The following is an 18,124-nucleotide window of genomic DNA, read 5'->3' as shown; positions in this document are numbered from 1 at the left end:
GGCTTTTTTACAGCTAGAATTGAGATTAGCGAACAAGTTTTGCTAATAATTCTTCTTTATTGAGGTTGCTGGCATCAGCATCGCGACGCCCTTTATATTCGAAAGTGCCTGCATCCAAGCCTTTCTCACCAATCACGATACGATGAGGAATACCCATCAACTCAAGATCAGAGAATTTCACGCCTGGACGTTCGTTACGATCGTCTAGTAATACGTCATAGCCTTGTGCTTGTAATTCAGCATAGAGTGCTTCAGCTGCTTCAAGCGTACGTGGTGATTTATGTGCATTCATTGGCACAATTGCAATTTCGAATGGTGCAATCGCTTGTGGCCAGATAATGCCTTTATCATCAAAGTTTTGTTCTATCGCAGCAGCGACTACACGTGTTACCCCAATTCCGTAACAACCCATGGTTACGGTAAATGGTTTGCCATCTTCACCTAAGACTTTACAGCCCAAAGCTTCAGAATACTTTGTACCGAGTTGGAAAATATGACCAACTTCAATACCACGTCTAATTTGGATTGTACCTTTACCATCTGGAGAAGGATCACCTTCAACCACATTACGTAGGTCAAACACTTCCGTGAATTTTGCATCACGCTCCCAGTTTACACCTGTTGCATGTTTGTCGACTTCATTTGCACCCGCCACAAAGTCAGACAATACTGACGCAGCGCGATCCACAATCACAGTTAAGCCTTTTTCTAGCAGACCTTGTGGACCGCAGAAACCAGCTGTTAGGCCGTGTTGTTGCAATTGTTCTTCAGTCGCAAATGCTAAAGGTGCTGCAATCAATGGATGCTTTTCAGCTTTAATATCATTGAGCTCATGGTCGCCACGTAAGAACAAGGCTACAACTGGTGTATTGCCTTTGTCATCGGTTGGACCTTGTACTAATAATGCTTTAACAGACTGTTTGGCATCGGCATTTAAGAACTGGCAAACATCAGCAATGGTTTTTTGGTTTGGCGTATCGACCAAGGTCAATGCTTGAGTTGCAGCAGCGCGCTCACCGACTAAAAGTGCTTCTGCCATTTCAACGTTCGCAGCAAAGTCCGATTCTGTCGAGAACGCGATGTCATCTTCACCGCTTGATGCAAGTACATGGAATTCATGCGATGCAGAACCACCAATTGAACCTGTATCTGCTTGTACTGGACGGAAATCCAAGCCTAAACGCGTAAAGATACGACTATAGGTGTCATACATGACATCATAGGTTTCTTGTAATGATGCTTGATCCGCATGGAAAGAATAAGCATCTTTCATAATGAATTCACGCGAGCGCATCACACCAAAACGTGGACGAATTTCATCACGGAATTTGGTTTGAATTTGATAGAAGTTCAATGGTAATTGCTTATAGCTTTTAAGCTCGTTACGCGCCAAGTCGGTAATCACTTCTTCGTGAGTTGGACCAAGTACAAAAGGATTATCATGACGATCTTTAAAGCGTAATAGCTCAGGGCCGTATTGTTCAAAACGACCTGATTCTTCCCAAAGCGCAGCAGGTTGTGTCACAGGCATGAACACTTCTAATGCGCCTGAACGATTCATTTCTTCACGAACAATCGCATCTACTTTCTTTAAAACGCGCGTTCCCATGGGCAACCAAGAGTATAAGCCAGAAGCTAATTTACGAATCATCCCCGCACGTAACATGAGCTGGTGTGAAATCACTTCAGCATCATTTGGGGTTTCTCTTAACGTTGCAAATAAAAAGCGGCTTGCGCGCATGGAAACTGTCCTAAAGTTAAGTGTTATTTAAAAAGTGCTATAAAATGAGCAAAATAATGGGCTCAGTTTTGAGCAAATGGCATTATGACATGAAACGTGCAATTTCGCGCAGTATAAAGCAGTAGCATGTGGTTAAATATTGAAATCGTTAAAAATTAGTATCGAGACGGTAGGAGATTTATAGAAGATTGAGAGATTAAGTCGAGCCGAGTGTATTTAAACGATTGATAATATCGCTATATTCAACCTCAGTCTTATGGTAGGCGTTGCGTAGGCTTTCAACGGTTTTTTTGACGTTTTCAATATTCTGAGCATTATTCTCAAGGTTGTTTTTAAGTTGTGCTGGTAGCATTTCACCTTTGCGGTGATACTCCATTTCTTGACGTTTAAAACTAATCTTATCTTTTTGTAATTGCTGCAATTGTTCCTGTTGATAATTCAACTGTTTTTTTAGGGTGGCTAAAATCTGATCCCGTTTTGCTGCGGCAATTTGCGGACTACCGTAGGCGCGTTTTAATCTTAAGTCTTGTTCACGACGACGTGCTTGAGATTCTCGTTGGGCAGATTGCTGAGCATCAGCTGCGGCATTATAAGCACGATTGCGTTTGATCACTTGCATATTACGATCGAGTGCTTCATAACCGTGACGGATATGTTCTGGCGTGACGGAGGTGCTGACATTGGCAACACCGTTTTTGTCATAATAACGATACCAAACAGGCTTAGCTTGTTCAGTTGCGGCAAAAGTGGAACTGTTGACAAATAGCAATAGAAAAAAACAACAAATGTAACTACGAGTAATCGTTGTAAAGTGACGAATGCGGAAACCGCACTTTAACGAACCAGTCATTACATTCCCCGTAAAAAAGTTAATTAAATCACTTATTTTTAAATAATAATCAGTTGTATATTAGTGCTAATTTAGACATTTAAAAATAGTTATGCAGCAAAAAAAATAGGAATTTAATCAAAAGTGTGAACTGTTTGTGATTGTTAAGAGAAACTGATAGGTTGGTTCAAAAAACTTCATTGATAATGCAAGTAAAGATATGTTAAAAATATCAACTAATCTGTATAAAACAAATTAAACCAACCATAGTTTGTATTGAGTATTGGGGCAGGACAATAAATGGACGATAAATTTCAAAATTTAAAGGTGATGGTGATTGACGATTCAAAAACGATTCGCCGTACAGCTGAGACCTTGTTACAACGTGAAGGTTGTGAAGTGATCACTGCGGTTGATGGCTTTGAAGCATTGTCAAAAATTGCTGAAGCCAATCCAGATATCGTTTTTGTAGACATCATGATGCCTCGTTTAGACGGTTATCAAACCTGTGCATTAATCAAAAATTCTCTAAATTATCAAAATATTCCAGTAATTATGTTGTCAAGCAAAGACGGTTTGTTTGATCAGGCTAAAGGGCGTGTTGTGGGGTCGGATGAATATTTAACGAAGCCATTTAGTAAAGATGAGTTGTTAAACGCGATTCGCAACCACGTTAGCGCATAAAATTTAAGATTGAGGAAAAAATGGCTCGTATACTTATTGTAGATGATTCACCTACTGAAACATTTCGCTTTAGAGAAATTTTGACAAAGCACGGTTATGACGTTATTGAAGCAACCAATGGTGCTGACGGGGTAACCATGGCGCAAGCAGAATTGCCTGACTTGGTGTTGATGGATGTGGTGATGCCAGGGATGAATGGCTTTCAAGCGACACGCCAAATCAGTAAAGGTAAAGACACACAACATATTCCTGTGGTGATTGTCAGTACTAAAGATCAGGCTACAGACCGTGTATGGGGTAAACGTCAAGGGGCTTGTGATTATTTGACTAAGCCGATTGATGAACAGCAGCTTATTGATGTAATTAAACAATTATTAAGTTAATTTTTGCTCAAGATGAGCCTTCTCAATACGGGATAGGGTATGGCAGCAAATGGATTTATCGAATTGCTTCGTTTATCCAAGCGAGGCAATAAGCAATATACTTCAACTCAAAATGAAGTCAGCCGTTGGTCTGGTATCGCATTTGAGATGTTGGGGCAATATTTTGTTGCGCCGTTAGGGGAAATTTCGGAGGTGATTTATCCTCCGAAATATACACCAGTACCAAATACTCAGGCGTGGGTGCGCGGTTTGGCCAATATTCGTGGACGACTACTTTCCGTTTCTGATTTAACACATTTTATTTCAGGACAGCGAAGTCAGTTTTCCCCAACGCAAAAAGTGATTTGTATTAGCCATCAAGACCATTATGTGGGGTTGGTCGTCGATCAGGTTTTGGGGATTCAACACTTTAATAAAAAGAGTTTTTTCTCTCAAAATAATGAGCTGGATAATAAATTGAAAGATTATTGCCAAGGTCATTTCCATCAACATAATCAACAATGGCATGTGTTTTTATTGAGTCGGTTGCTCAGCAATCCTCAATACATGAATGCATCAATAAAATTTATAAACTAATTTATACGCTACGGAACATAAACGCGTATTCAGGGGAGAAGCTGATATGGGCTTTAAACTTAAAAAAAAGAACGGCAATGGCGATAGTGCAGGGCTGAAAAAAGGTGGTGCGTTTTTAGATAATATTAAAACGCAACTTGACCAGTTTTCGCGCTTATTCGGTGAAACAGAGAAATCAAAACCGATTATCTATCGTGCTTTAATTGCTTTGGCCCTTGCAGTTATCCTCTTAATTTACTTATTCGTGAGTGTTCCGCGTTCGAACCAATTGACCCGTAGTTTGGGTGAATTGCGTTTGTTATCGCAAACCATTTCGCGTCAAGCAACTGAAGCAACTGCGTCTGGTACGCCAGAAGCAATGAAAAAACTAGTTGAGTCAGAGAAGCAGTTTGCTGAAAACCTAGACACGGTTGAAAGTGTGTATGGTAAAGGCTCTGATGAATATAAGAAGGTGAGTGGACTTTGGGACACTGTCGCTAAGAATATTGACTTGATTGCGTCGCAACAAAAAGTCATTAACCAACTTTACGATACCAACATCTCGATCAGTGAAACGATTCCTGAAATTCAGGCTGAATATAACTTGATGGTCGATCAAATGGTTCGTGAGAACATGCCGAGTAGTCAGGTAATTATCACCAAAAACCAAGTGTTCATCGCGGAACGTATTTTACGTTCGATTAACTCGGTACTGGTGGGTACAGACAACTCAAACGTTTCAGCGAATGACTTTGGTGCCGATATCGATACCTTTGGTGTTTATTTAAATGCACAGTTAAATGGTAGCTCAGAGCTTGGTGTAGACCGTATTAGTTCATCAGCATTACGTGAGTCTGTAGACAGCATTAAATCTGATTATGATGCAGTATTGAAATCTGCGGCAGCAACCGTATTGCAAAACGCCAATCAGATTGTTCGTGTACGTCAGGCATCTTCACAAATTTTCTCTCAGTCTGATGCGCTTTTGACCTCACTCAATGATTTGTCAAACAAAGCAGAAGGCGGTTGGGGTAACGTAATCGCAGGTATTGTGCTGATTGGTGCTTTAGGCTTACTTGTATTCTCTGCATTGCAATTACTTGCACTACGTAGTAACACGGATAAAGAGCGTGTGACACGTTTACAAGATGAATATGACCGTAACCAAAATGCGATTTTGCGTTTACTGGATGAGATTGCCGACTTAGCGGACGGTGACTTGCGTTCGTATGCAACGGTATCTGAAGACTTTACGGGTGCGATTGCCGACTCGATTAACTTTGCGATTGACCAGTTACGTGACCTTGTATCTCGAATTACAGATACCTCGCAAGAAGTTGCACGCTATACCCAAGATACCCAGAGCATTACCAACCAGTTAGCGGAAGCTTCTGAACATCAGGCGCAAGAAATTGCAGGTGCATCAGCCGCGATGAACGAAATGGCATTGTCAATTGACCAAGTATCTGCCAACGCATCTGAATCAGCTGACGTAGCACAACGTTCGGTACAAATTGCAACCAATGGTGCGCAAGTGGTAAACCGTTCGATCGAAGGTATGGATCACATTCGTGAACAGATTCAAGAGACTTCAAAACGTATTAAACGTTTGGGTGAATCTTCTCAAGAAATTGGTAACATCGTCTCGTTGATTAACGATATTGCCGACCAAACTAACATCTTGGCATTAAACGCAGCGATTCAAGCATCGATGGCAGGTGAAGCAGGTCGTGGTTTCGCGGTCGTAGCGGACGAGGTACAACGTCTTGCAGAACGTTCTGCATCAGCAACCAAGCAGATTGAGAGCTTAGTAAAAACCATTCAAACAGATACTAACGAAGCTGTAATTTCGATGGAACAAACTACGTCGGAAGTTGTACGTGGTGCGAACTTGGCGAAAGATGCAGGTATTGCACTAGATGAGATTCAAACGGTATCGGGTGACTTGGCAAAACTGATTGCAAGCATTTCGGATGCAGCAAAACTTCAGTCAGCATCTGCCAGCCATATTGCAACCACGATGAATGTCGTTCAGGAAATTACTTCACAAACAACAACTGCAACGTTTGATACAGCGCGCTCAGTTTCTGAGTTGGCAAACATGGCTGAATCATTACGTGAATCGGTAACTGACTTTAAGTTACCTGAGTAAACCGAATTGGAAAGGCAGATGGGGGTGTCTGTCTTTCCATTTTTAGAGATGTTGGATATCTCAACAAGGTGATGGCGAAATGTAACTACATCTTGTGTGATAGATAGACGTAATTTTTACCCACGTTGGTGGATAAAAACGAAAGAAGCAGCTATGAAACAAATATTAAAAACGTTAGTTGAAACGATGACGCTTCCTGAAGACAGTTATCTTGAACAAGATGCAGAGATTCTTGAAATTTTTATTGAAGAATTAGATGAGATCTTTGTTGAGTTAGAACCATTATTAGTTCAATGGACGGAACAACCACATCAGCAAGATGTGCTTACAGATATTCGCCGCCATTTTCATACGCTGAAAGGCTCTGGAAGAATGGTTGGAGCGAAGTCGTCTGGAGAGTTGGCGTGGACGGTTGAAGATACTTTGAATCGTGTCATTGCTGGTACGATTACCTTAAATACCGATATTCAGCGCTATATACAATCAGTTTTTAATCTGTACCGTTTTAAACTGATTCATGATTTTAAAGCCGTTCAAAAACATCTCATCGATTTCAGGCCACTGGTTTTATTAGGACAACAATTACAACAACAGCAAAGTCCTGAGCCAGCGTTGGCAGAGTTGTTTAAGCTTGCTACTGATCTGACACATGATGATGTAATGACAGGCCTTGAATGGGCGGCAGATGCTGAAGCAGTTGAAGAAACTGTACCTGAAATTATTGCAGTCGAATCTCTTTCAGCCGAGACAACAAATCATACCGATGATGAAGTTCTTGCGAAAGAAACTTTGGCAATCTTCTTGGAAGAGGCAGAAGAGCATCTTGCCACAATTGATCAATTCTTGGTGAATGATCATCCGAGTAATGATCACTATAATACGCTGATCCGAGCATTACATACCTTACGTGGTAGCTCTGCCATGGCGCAGGTTGATCATGTGTTTGAGGCCAGCTCAAAAGTCGAGAATCTGTTTAAAACATTACTACAAGAAGAGCTGGATTCAAGTTCAGATGAAACGGCATTGCTGACACATTATGCTCAATTTGTACGTGATTATTTACATACCTTGAAGCAACAAGCGCCACAGCAGAAGTTTGATGAAATCTATGCAACCTTCAACGTTGCATGGGATAGCTATGACTTCCAACTCGAAGAAAAGAATGGGACCACAGTTCGACCACAAGGGTTGGTTTCTGAGCTACTCGAACTGAATATCAATGATCTCTTAGATGTCGAGTTCGATTTTGAAAAACGTGCGCGTCACGAGTTTCCTAAGTATATTCAGTTACTCAGCCAGCAAGCTGAGACCTTGTTGCAGCATACCCATCACCATGCAACGATTGGTATGTATCAATACACCAGCCAGTTGCGTTCAAGCTATCAAGATATTCTCTTTAAACCAAGTTTACTTAATCTTGATTATGCCTTTGAGCTTTATCATCAAGTACATCAACAGTTTATTCAACTGTTTGATACTTTGGCCGCGGGACAACGGGTTACCTTAAGCAAAGCGCATGAACTTGTTTTAAATGAATTAAGCTCATTCACTCAACAAAATGTTGAGTCTTTGGAAATACCAGTTGTTGAGGTCACTGAGGCAGTTGAACAGACAAATACCGTCGAACTCAAACAGGCAACTACACCTGTTATTGCCGCCACTACCGATTTAGCTGCTCAATTTGTTTTAGATAAGCAACTGTTGCAGTCGGATGATGCGAATCGTGACTTTGATCCAGATTTATTAGATATCTTCCTTGAAGAGGCCGATGAGTTACTGGGTGGTATTGATGCTGATCTAAATACTTGGGCTGCGGACAATCAAAACGTCAATGCCTTAAAGAATTTGATGCGTTATTTGCACACCTTAAAAGGTGGCTCAAATATGATTCAAGCGCGTCATATTGGCTTAATTGCACATGAGTTAGAAACGATCTACGAGAAGTTGATCAATCAACAAATTCAGGCAACGCCACAATTGATTGCTACGATTCGTTCAGTTCAAGATGATATTGCAGATCGTATTCAAACTATTCGTGATCAACAGGTGGATTATCCATCGACACACACTTTGGTTGTGCTTGCTAATTTATCCAAAACTGCTGTTGTGGAAGATGCAGTTGAAACTGAATCGGTACCAGCAACACTACCAGATCAATCAACTGTAATTGAAGATGTTGTTGAGTCATCAGAGGCAATGATTACGGTAGCGCCAGCCAAAACTGAGTCTGTATCAGCTGCGATTGATGTCACCACATTTGCTGCTCAGTTAGCTCTGGATAAGCAACAGTTACAATCAACAGATGCAAACCGTGACTTTGACCCAGACTTATTGGATATCTTCCTTGAAGAAGCAGATGAGTTGATGGGTGGGATTGATACGGATCTGAATACTTGGACTGCCGATCATCAAAATATCAATGCGTTAAAGAACTTGATGCGTTATTTGCACACCTTAAAAGGTGGTTCAAATATGATTCAGGCACGTCATATCGGTTTGATCGCGCATGAATTAGAAACGATTTATGAAAAGCTGATCAACCAGCAGATTCAAGCAACGCCACAACTAATTGCGATCATTCGTTTAGTCCAAGATGATATTGCAGATCGTATTCAAACTATTCGCGATCAGCAAACAGATTATCCATCTACCCATGTGGTGCAGTTACTACAACAGGCAGATCAAGTAGTTGCTCCTGCAACGTTTGACACAGCTGTTGAGGATATGCCTGTAGATGAAGTCAATGAAACTGAGAGCGTTGCTACTCAAGCAGAAGTACTTGAACTTATCGAGGCTGAAGCTGAAGTTGACGTGCAGCCAATAGCGCTTGAAGAGCAAGTTAGCAGTGTTGTAGTTGAAGAGGAAGTGTTGGAAGATACTTCAGCAGCTCAAACTGTTGTGACAGAGACCACGTCGGCAGATGACGATGTTCGTTCTCTGGTTGAACAAACTTTCCTAGAGGAAGCGGAAGAATTAATAGAGCAGGCACAAGGCTTATTAAAACAATGGTTTGATCAACGTGGTAACCGTAGTTTACTGTTGCAGTTACAGCGTAATGCCCACAGTCTCAAAGGTGGTGCACGTATGGCAGAAATGGATGCTATTGCCATTATTGCCTACCACTTAGAAAATGCATTCGAGCAATTTGGTGTACATCATTTCAATTCGAATGTGTATGACAACTTACTCAATACCGCATTTGCTTGGCTGAATGATGCAATCTTTAAACGTCAATATGCGAATTTCGACGGCTTAAAACAAAGCCTAGAAAAAATGGAGTTTGTCGACGTTTCTGCACAACTGCCACAAAAGCTTTCTGCTAAAGATATCTTTACCCCTGAATATACGATGGAATTTGTTCAGGGAGACGGTACTGAACCGCCGTCAATGCTGGGTGAGTGGGAAACCACAGAACGGATTGAACAGAATAATGAAATGATCCGTGTTTCTGCTGATGTCATTGAGAAGATGATTGACTTGTCTGGGGAAAATGCGATCAACCGTTCACGTATTGAAATGGACCTAGGTCAGTTGGGCGGTACCTTGACGGAAATGGAACTGGCAATCAAACGTTTGGCGGATCAATTACGTCGAATGGAAGGTGAGTTGGAAAGCCAGATTATTGCACGACACGGTGGTGAAAACTCGCGTTATGCCGATTTTGACCCACTGGAAATGGACCAGTATTCATCGTTGAACCAATTGTCTAAATCATTGGCAGAGTCTGCATCGGATTTGGTTGACTTCAAAACCACACTGTCTGAAAAGATTCGTGATACCGAAGGTTTGTTGTTACAGCAGTCACGTATTCAGGCTGAAATTCAAGAAAGCTTGATGCGTACTCGCCTGGTCCCATTCTCGCGTCTATTGCCGCGTTTACAACGTATCGTGCGTCAAACAGCATCGACCTTGAACCGTCCTACAGAACTGGTGGTGAATAATACTGAAGGTGAATTAGACCGCAGTATTCTTGAACGTCTGGTTGCACCGTTTGAACATATGTTACGTAATGCGATTGACCACGGGATTGAAGACCGCGAACAACGTCTACAGGCACAAAAGCCAGAGACTGGACATATTGTGCTAAACATTGGGCGTCAAGGTACAGATGTGGTTGTGACCTTCAGCGATGACGGTAAAGGGATTGATGTTAACCGTATCAAAGAAAAAGCATTACAGACTGGTTTAATGACCAAAGATCAGAAACTTGATCAGGAAGAAATTCTACAATTTATCTTCCATCCAGGCTTTAGTACCGCGGCTCAAGTCACTCAAATTTCTGGACGAGGTGTAGGTCTGGATGTGGTACAAAGTGATATTAAAACGCTAGGCGGTCACGTCAGTGTCGATTCAACTTTAGGTAAAGGAACGACCTTTACCATTCGCGTACCAACGACAGTAGCGGTAAGCGATGCCTTGATGGTAAAAGCAGGCGATCAACAGTTTGCTTTCCCGTTGGCGCAGATCGATCGTATTGTGCGTATCTCACCAATGGCATTAGAGCAGTACTTTGATAGTCAAGAAGACTACTTCAGTATTGACCAAGAACGCTATCGTTTACGTTATTTGTCGGAGTTCGTTGCTGGGCAACCAATTCCACGTTTGAGCGGTGTGGTTCACTCATTGCCTGTGCTGTTAATTAAAGGTGCCCAAGGTCAGACCACGGCATTGCTAGTTGACCAGTTGATTGGATCGCGAGGACAAATTGTTGTAAAACCTGTGGGGCAACAGTTCTCAAGTATTGGCGTAATTGCAGGTGCCACCATCCTAGGTGATGGTCAAGTATGTTTGATTTTGGATGGTCAAAACATTGCTCGACAAGCACAGTCAACTGCGCGTAGTAAACAGGCTGATGAGACTTATACCAAACAGCGTTATGATGAACGTCGCCTGATTATGATTGTCGATGACTCAGTAACGGTACGTAAGGTAACTTCACGTTTGTTAGAGCGCCAAGGTTATGACGTTGTAACTGCGAAAGATGGTGTGGATGCAATCGAACAACTTGAGACGATTAAGCCAGATCTGATGTTGTTGGATATCGAGATGCCACGTATGGATGGCTTTGAAGTATCGAATCTGGTACGACATCATGAAATCCACCGTGATTTACCAATCATTATGATTACATCACGTACCGGTGAGAAGCATCGTGAACGTGCATTATCGCTTGGTGTAAACCAATATATGGGTAAACCGTTCCAAGAGGAGGCACTCTTGGAAAATATTGAAAGCTTACTTGCAGTGCGCTAAGAGGTGAAAAATAATGGCAAAGAAAAGCGTAAACTCAGCACTGGGGCAGATTGACCAGCAAGAGTTACAACATTTAATTACGGTTTCAACAGGATTTATTGATGCATATATTATTCAATGCCATCAAAAAGTGCCGATGCTGTTACCGCAAAATATTGTGTTATCCGCAATGGATACTCAAACCAATGTTGATCATATTGAATGGCATGATCTAAAACTTCCTGTCTATGCCGTGAATGATCCGAAGCAGAAACAAGGGGTTGCGTTGGTGATTGAAGGGGATGATGTTTCTGAGCGATTTGCTTTGGTCTGCGATGAAATGCCTGAATCGATTCGTGTGCGTATTTCAGAAATTGTGGATGAAGAGCGCGAAACCGATGACGACAAAGTTTTTAAATATGTAAAAATGGGAGAGCATGAATTCTATGTTCCCCATTTGCAAAATATACAAACCCAGCTCGGGTTGTAATAAAAAAGGAACTCATTTGAGTTCCTTTTTTATTGATCTCTTTTTATTTTTAAGCAAGCAGCTCGATTAAAATCTGTTCATAGATTTCAGCCAATGGTTCAAGTTCAGCGACATTGACATGCTCATTAATCTGATGGATGGTTGCATTCAACACACCTAACTCAAGTACTTGCGCACCTGTAGGGGCAATAAAGCGACCATCTGAGGTTCCGCCACTGGTTGAAAGTACAGTATCAATGCCTGTAACATTTTTAATCGCCGTTTTTGCAGCATTCACCAACTCGCCAACGGGTGTAAGGAATGGCAAACCAGATAAAGTCCACTGAATATCATAATTCAGCTGATGCTTATCTAGGGTCTCAAGTACACGTTGTTTTAAGATGTCTGCAGTGACTTCGGTTGAATAACGGAAGTTGAAAGTGACTTTTAATGTACCTGGAATAACGTTGGTTGCGCCAGTGCCTGCTTGGATATTTGAAATTTGGAATGAGGTTGCAGGAAAGTATTCATTGCCGTTGTCCCAAACTGTTTCGCACAATTCATTGATGGCTTTAGAAGCAGAATGAATTGGGTTCTCAGCCAGATGTGGATAGGCAACATGACCTTGCTTGCCATGAACTGTGAGTACCGCATTTAGAGAGCCACGACGACCATTCTTGACGATATCGCCCAGTTGATTTGTGCTTGATGGTTCACCGACCAAGCACCACGTCATTTTTTCATTACGCGCTTCTAATGTTTCAACGACTTTAACGGTACCATTGATAGATGGTCCTTCTTCATCCGAAGTAATCAGGAAGGCAATTGAACCTTTATGATTTGGATGTTTAGCAACAAAACGTTCAGATGCAACCACCATCGCAGCCAATGCGGTTTTCATATCGGCTGAACCGCGCCCATATAATTTACCATCACGAATACTTGGTAAAAATGGATCTGAATTCCATGCGTCTAAATGACCCGTTGGTACAACATCGGTATGTCCTGCAAAACAGAATACTGGATTTTGAGTACCGCGGCGTGCCCATAAATTATCAACATCTTCAAAACGCATGTTTTCGATATTAAAGCCAATCTTTGCTAAACGCTCTGCCATGATGTTTTGACAATCATGATCTACAGGCGTTACAGACGGTTGACGAAGGAGTTGTAAACTAAGTTCGAGCGTATCGGAATGGTTCATGCGAGATGTAGCTAAATCTGGTGAAATGTGAACCGATATAATAGGGGAATATGATGCAGAAAGGTATGTAAAAATAAACCTTATCTAGGTTTAGATAAGGTTTTGGTAAGTTGCTTTCAGGGATTACATCTTATCTTGTGTTTTCTCCGCGGTTTGAGTGACTTTATCACCCGCCTTAGATACATCTTTACCAATACCTTTAAATGTATTACAGCCAGTTAAAACAAAAGCAGTCATGATTGAAGCAACTAAAATTTTTTTCATCATCGTCTCCATTTCAATTTAATTATGATGTACTTAAGAGGCTAAAAAAGTTAACAGAAAATGACCATGTGGGTTTGATGGTAGATATGTTATAAAATGTTAATTTGTAGAATAATAATTCACTTTATTTCATAAATAAAAGTGAAGGTTGGCGGAACATATAATAAGAAGGTGTTGGTTGGTCCTGATAATATAAACCATTGGTCCACCAAACAGCTGTTTGTGATGAAGACCCTAGATCAGGGCAGAGCCATTCATGACGTTGTAAGCGATAATAAGGTGTTTGCGGAATCTGTGTACCCCATTGTCCTAAACGCCGTGATGTATTGATCCAAGAAGGTAGGCTTAAATTATTTTGCTCATGGGGTAGATAGAGTTGTCCTTTCATGACGGCAAATTTTCGTTGAATCTGATACTGGTTTGCTTCCGAAAATTGAAATTGACGTTCGGTAAAATGTCTTAATTTTCTTTGTAATGTGTCTTGTCGATTGAGTCCATACCATTGCGCTAAATCTAGTTTTTCTTCACCAAGATAATATTTTAAAGCCACTTCCCAGTGTTCAACTTCTTGCGTCTGTCGATTGAGTACAACAAAATCGAGTTCACCTAAAGTCACTGCACCTGCAATTTTCTGAATACTGTGTCCAAGTAGTTGATAGGGATGGTATTCATCATCCAATAGCCAAAACCAGAGTAAATTCTCAAAACGTAAACCAAGGCGTGTACTTTTTAGTTGTGCCAGAAAATCAATCAGCGCTTGAGGCTGTTGATCGAGTTGCTTTAAGCGTTGTTCATAGTTTTGATAATAATTCTGCCACTTGGAATCATGATGAAATTCAAAATTATGCTTTACAGCTAGTTCACTGGGTATTTGCGTCAAGATATTCGGACTGGCAATACAAAACGCTAAATGTCTTACGATAGGAGTCTTAAACTGTAGCCAAGGTTCAAAATAATAAACAGGACTCATTGCGCTAGGCATAAAATAACTCAATCATTGAAATAATAAGTGAAGTTTAAGAAAGAGTGATAAAAACACTTTATACTAGCACGGTTGCAAATAAGTGTCGGTTAATTACTCAATGAAAACATTGTTCTGGCGTAGTTTAGTCGTGATTTTTATTACGTTGGGAATTATTGGGGCAATTTTACCTGGTATGCCAACCACTGTTTTTCTGATTCTTGCAGCGTGGGCTGCTTCAAAAGGCTGGCCAGAAATGGATGCATGGCTATTGAATCATCCGAAGTATGGACCAACGTTACGCAATTGGCGTGAGCATGGCACAGTCCCGCGTAAGGCAAAATGGATTGCCAGTATCATGATGCTGATCAGTGGTGTTTTGATGCTATTTACCAATGCGCCATTTTGGGTGAAAGTCTTTACTGATGTCACTATGTTTATCGTTGCAGTGTGGTTGTGGTTACGCCCCGAGCCTGAGCAGCGTTAAGAAAAGCAACGCTTTGTCCGAGCGCAAGACCTTGCGCCAAATATGGCTCATATGCTGTGAGTGGCGAGTTAAGAAAAGCAATCCTTTGTTCTGAGAATCGAAAAGCATTGCTTATCGCCGATCCAAAAGATCAGAATAAGATTAAATCATGCTGCATTGTTTTTTGTTTCTATATTTAAAACCGACGAACAATTAAAACTACCTAAAAGTACAAGAAAAAGATTACGGTCTATGTTGAAATAAAAGTGTTCTATCATCTATCGAGATAAAAATGAGCTATACCCTAGATCAGGCAGATATCGTCATTGATTTAGCAAAGCAAACCTTACATTTGCCAAAACATAATAAATTCTATGTGATCTCTTCAGGTAAAAACGGTATCGGTGAACAGGAAAATAGTGGCAAGACACCAAGAGGTTGGCATCAGGTTGCACAAAAGATTGGTGGTGATGCACCTAAAAATGCCGTTTTTATTGCACGCCAACCCACAGGTGAAGTGTATGACCAACAACTAGCACAGCAATTTCCACAACGAGATTGGATCTTGTCACGAATTTTATGGTTGGATGGTTTAGAGGAAGGCTTTAACCATGGGGAAGGGCACGATACGTTTAAGCGTTATATCTATATCCATGGTACCCCAGACACAGAACCGATGGGCATTCCAATGTCACATGGTTGCATTCGGATGAAGAATGATGAAATTGTTGAATTGTTTGAGCTCGTTTCTGAGCAAGCCGTGGTTTATATTTCTGAACATGCCTTAGAAAATAAAGTGTGAAAATGCAAATAAGTGCTTAAATAAAATACGGAAATATCAAATTTTTAATGGAATCACTTATTTTTTAATCATTCGTGCGGTTTTTTCGGAAAAGAGTGGCAAAAGCGTTTGACAGGCTGTAAAGATTCTCTATAATGCACCTCACAAACGATGAAGACGTTAAGGGCGCTTAGCTCAGTTGGTAGAGCGTCTGCCTTACAAGCAGAATGTCGGCGGTTCGATCCCGTCAGCGCCCACCAAGCCTTTACGTTAAAACTCAAGTGCAGCGGTAGTTCAGTTGGTTAGAATATCGGCCTGTCACGCCGAGGGTCGCGGGTTCGAGCCCCGTCCGCTGCGCCACTTAAGTTTTAATAATTGTTTGTCATGATTGCAAAATTATCGTGCAGCGGTAGTTCAGTTGGTTAGAATATCGGCCTGTCACGCCGAGGGTCGCGGGTTCGAGCCCCGTCCGCTGCGCCACTTAAATTTGCAAGAATGAAATAGAGTTGAGTACATTGGAATTTATTTCTTTTATACTTAAACAAATTTTAAAGCAATGCTTTAAGTTTGTTACCTCGCTCAGGGCGCTTAGCTCAGTTGGTAGAGCGTCTGCCTTACAAGCAGAATGTCGGCGGTTCGATCCCGTCAGCGCCCACCATAATTTGTGACATTTACTTCTCACTATGAAGTAATACAGTGCAGCGGTAGTTCAGTTGGTTAGAATATCGGCCTGTCACGCCGAGGGTCGCGGGTTCGAGCCCCGTCCGCTGCGCCATTTTCTTGATATCAGTTTAAGAGAATGTTAGTTTTAACAAGTATTTTTATACTTGATCTCTGATTCGAGATGCCATTAGAAAAATCAAAGTTTTTTCTCTTGCGCTCAGACAAAGCTTCGCTTTGTTTATCCTCGCTCAGGGCGCTTAGCTCAGTTGGTAGAGCGTCTGCCTTACAAGCAGAATGTCGGCGGTTCGATCCCGTCAGCGCCCACCATATATCTCTCCAAATCTCATATCATTGTAATCATTACAAAGTTATTTTATGATTAGCATCAATAATGATTCTAATATGAAGTACTTTATGAGAAACCCTTATCAACGCAAGGCTGCGTCGAAATCTCAAACTACACCTGCTAATTCTTCGCTTAAAGACGCTTACCGTCAGTTTATTCAAAATATTATTATGCAACGTCACGTGATTGCACTTTATCATGAGGGGTGGGCCTTATGCTCAACACCATCAGGACAGCATGCGTTATCCGTTTGGCAGAATAAAAGTTTGGCAAAATTACTGATTAAAGACAATTGGGCGCAATACGAAATTCAGGAAGTGCCGTTGCTGGCCTTTATTGAGAAGATGATTCCATTTTTAAAAGAAAACAATACGATTTTATCTTTAGATTTAACACCAGAGGGAAATAATTTATTGGTTTCCCCTGATGCTTTGTTATTGGATATTAAGAATTTTTTATACCAAATATATTTACAACGTCCTGATGTATTTGCTGAGTTAAAACTTCCTCTACCTCGCGATATTCGTTTGCATAACTCAGCTTCATCCTAGTATTGAAAAGGAAGACCCTCAATCAATACTCATTTAAGATCCAGCCACTTGCATAGGCGAAGTATTCTCTTAACCATGCATTATAACGTGTTGCCAAAGGTGTGATTGCACCAAGCATGGTGATATTGCTGTAGCCTTGTTTCTTGGCAATGGCAGCAGCACGTAAGGTATGGAAATCACTGGTGACGATTGCAATTGGCTGCTGAATAGTAATGTGTTGTGCCTGCAATAAGGTTTGACTATTTTTAAGATTCAATTCAGTGCTGGTACTTTTATCTTCTAAAATGATATGTGATGCAGGAATGTGATAGTGCTGTTGTACATAACGTGACATTACTACAGCTTCGCTGTCTGTTTCACCAAAATCAATACCACCTGTCATGACTAATTTTGCTTGGGGTTGAGCTAAAGCAACAGGTGCAGCGCGATCTAAGCGTTTTGCGAGTGTGGCAGAAGGTTGTCCATTTTCAACACCGCTTCCTAATACAATAATTGCTTTAACTGGAGGAATGTTTTGAGCTTTGGCATTATTATCTGAAAGATAATCGAAGAAATAGCCTAAGCTAACCACCCAAATCCAGAAACACAGCCAGCCGAAGCGCCAGATTGAATGTAAATGGAAATGATAGAAAAAGAAACGTTCAATATGGTAATAGAAATAAGCATAGAGACAGAAAAATAGTCCAAGTAGCAGTGGCAGTACTGTTCCGATATGAATCTTTTTAAAGGCGATCAGAATTGCGCCATCTAAGAACAGAACTGAACCGATAAGGGCTAAAACAATACGAACCCATGAACTTATTTGCATAATCTTAATTGTGTCGATTTGAACCGTGCTAAGTG

General features: G+C 41.1%; 15 protein-coding genes and 6 tRNA genes. 15 read left to right on the top strand and 6 right to left on the bottom strand.

Annotated features, from left to right (window positions below; all coding sequences use genetic code 11):
- Positions 1 to 25: 25 nt before the first annotated feature.
- Both NDN11_RS14755 and NDN11_RS14750 read right to left on the bottom strand, forming a co-directional pair.
- Complete coding sequence (locus NDN11_RS14755; protein ID WP_251110062.1) at positions 26 to 1,741, bottom strand: proline--tRNA ligase; 1,716 nt, start codon at positions 1,739 to 1,741, stop codon at positions 26 to 28.
- 196 nt (positions 1,742 to 1,937) lie between these two features.
- Positions 1,938 to 2,591 carry a hypothetical protein gene (locus NDN11_RS14750; RefSeq protein ID WP_167249761.1) on the bottom strand — a complete coding sequence of 218 codons (654 nt, stop codon included), beginning with the start codon at positions 2,589 to 2,591 and terminating at the stop codon, positions 1,938 to 1,940.
- Positions 2,592 to 2,870: 279 nt separating this feature from the next.
- Here NDN11_RS14750 and pilG point away from each other — a divergent pair, with 279 nt between their 5' ends.
- From pilG to NDN11_RS14720, 6 genes are all read left to right on the top strand, one after another.
- A complete protein-coding gene (gene pilG / locus NDN11_RS14745; RefSeq protein WP_004802929.1) occupies positions 2,871 to 3,254 on the top strand; it encodes a twitching motility response regulator PilG in 384 nt (127 codons plus the stop codon).
- Positions 3,255 to 3,274: 20 nt separating this feature from the next.
- Positions 3,275 to 3,637, top strand: a complete 363-nt coding sequence (locus tag NDN11_RS14740) for a response regulator (protein WP_004652355.1) — start codon at positions 3,275 to 3,277, stop codon at positions 3,635 to 3,637.
- Positions 3,638 to 3,676: 39 nt separating this feature from the next.
- Complete coding sequence (locus tag NDN11_RS14735) at positions 3,677 to 4,213, top strand: chemotaxis protein CheW (protein ID WP_005206065.1); 537 nt, start codon at positions 3,677 to 3,679, stop codon at positions 4,211 to 4,213.
- A gap of 46 nt (positions 4,214 to 4,259) precedes the next feature.
- Entirely contained in the window at positions 4,260 to 6,344 is a 2,085-nt protein-coding gene (locus tag NDN11_RS14730; protein WP_167249759.1) for a methyl-accepting chemotaxis protein, read from the top strand.
- 153 nt (positions 6,345 to 6,497) lie between these two features.
- Positions 6,498 to 11,597, top strand: a complete 5,100-nt coding sequence (locus NDN11_RS14725; protein WP_251110061.1) for an Hpt domain-containing protein — start codon at positions 6,498 to 6,500, stop codon at positions 11,595 to 11,597.
- Between the two features lie 13 nt (positions 11,598 to 11,610).
- Positions 11,611 to 12,066, top strand: coding sequence for a hypothetical protein (locus NDN11_RS14720; protein ID WP_251110060.1), 456 nt, complete (start codon positions 11,611 to 11,613; stop codon positions 12,064 to 12,066).
- A 49-nt stretch (positions 12,067 to 12,115) separates the two neighbouring features.
- On the opposite strand, the gene dapE is transcribed toward NDN11_RS14720, so the two are convergent.
- The 3 genes from dapE to NDN11_RS14705 all read right to left on the bottom strand — a co-directional run bounded on the left by dapE (position 12,116) and on the right by NDN11_RS14705 (position 14,495).
- Positions 12,116 to 13,249: a succinyl-diaminopimelate desuccinylase gene (gene dapE / locus NDN11_RS14715; protein ID WP_251110059.1), complete on the bottom strand. Its 1,134-nt coding sequence runs from the start codon at positions 13,247 to 13,249 to the stop codon at positions 12,116 to 12,118.
- A gap of 123 nt (positions 13,250 to 13,372) precedes the next feature.
- Positions 13,373 to 13,516: an entericidin A/B family lipoprotein gene (locus NDN11_RS14710; protein ID WP_016541456.1), complete on the bottom strand. Its 144-nt coding sequence runs from the start codon at positions 13,514 to 13,516 to the stop codon at positions 13,373 to 13,375.
- A gap of 121 nt (positions 13,517 to 13,637) precedes the next feature.
- Positions 13,638 to 14,495: a DUF1853 family protein gene (locus tag NDN11_RS14705; RefSeq protein WP_251110058.1), complete on the bottom strand. Its 858-nt coding sequence runs from the start codon at positions 14,493 to 14,495 to the stop codon at positions 13,638 to 13,640.
- A 100-nt stretch (positions 14,496 to 14,595) separates the two neighbouring features.
- On the opposite strand from NDN11_RS14705, the gene NDN11_RS14700 reads away from it, so the two are divergent.
- The 9 genes from NDN11_RS14700 to NDN11_RS14660 all read left to right on the top strand — a co-directional run bounded on the left by NDN11_RS14700 (position 14,596) and on the right by NDN11_RS14660 (position 17,281).
- Positions 14,596 to 14,961, top strand: a complete 366-nt coding sequence (locus tag NDN11_RS14700; protein ID WP_167249753.1) for a YbaN family protein — start codon at positions 14,596 to 14,598, stop codon at positions 14,959 to 14,961.
- A gap of 271 nt (positions 14,962 to 15,232) precedes the next feature.
- Entirely contained in the window at positions 15,233 to 15,742 is a 510-nt protein-coding gene (elsL, locus tag NDN11_RS14695) for a cell wall-recycling L,D-carboxypeptidase ElsL (RefSeq protein WP_167249751.1), read from the top strand.
- Positions 15,743 to 15,905: 163 nt separating this feature from the next.
- Positions 15,906 to 15,981: transfer RNA gene (locus NDN11_RS14690), tRNA-Val, on the top strand.
- Between the two features lie 23 nt (positions 15,982 to 16,004).
- Positions 16,005 to 16,081: transfer RNA gene (locus tag NDN11_RS14685), tRNA-Asp, on the top strand.
- Between the two features lie 43 nt (positions 16,082 to 16,124).
- A tRNA-Asp gene (locus tag NDN11_RS14680) sits at positions 16,125 to 16,201 on the top strand.
- A gap of 102 nt (positions 16,202 to 16,303) precedes the next feature.
- A tRNA-Val gene (locus NDN11_RS14675) sits at positions 16,304 to 16,379 on the top strand.
- A 40-nt stretch (positions 16,380 to 16,419) separates the two neighbouring features.
- Positions 16,420 to 16,496, top strand: a tRNA-Asp gene (locus NDN11_RS14670).
- A 139-nt stretch (positions 16,497 to 16,635) separates the two neighbouring features.
- Positions 16,636 to 16,711, top strand: a tRNA-Val gene (locus NDN11_RS14665).
- Between the two features lie 87 nt (positions 16,712 to 16,798).
- Positions 16,799 to 17,281, top strand: a complete 483-nt coding sequence (locus NDN11_RS14660; RefSeq protein ID WP_167249749.1) for a DUF2750 domain-containing protein — start codon at positions 16,799 to 16,801, stop codon at positions 17,279 to 17,281.
- A gap of 22 nt (positions 17,282 to 17,303) precedes the next feature.
- On the opposite strand, the gene NDN11_RS14655 is transcribed toward NDN11_RS14660, so the two are convergent.
- Positions 17,304 to 18,089: a YdcF family protein gene (locus NDN11_RS14655; protein ID WP_251110057.1), complete on the bottom strand. Its 786-nt coding sequence runs from the start codon at positions 18,087 to 18,089 to the stop codon at positions 17,304 to 17,306.
- Positions 18,090 to 18,124: the final 35 nt, after the last annotated feature.

The organism is Acinetobacter sp. C26M (assembly GCF_023702675.1).
GTDB lineage: Bacteria > Pseudomonadota > Gammaproteobacteria > Pseudomonadales > Moraxellaceae > Acinetobacter.
This window is presented reverse-complemented; position numbering and strand designations above follow the sequence as displayed.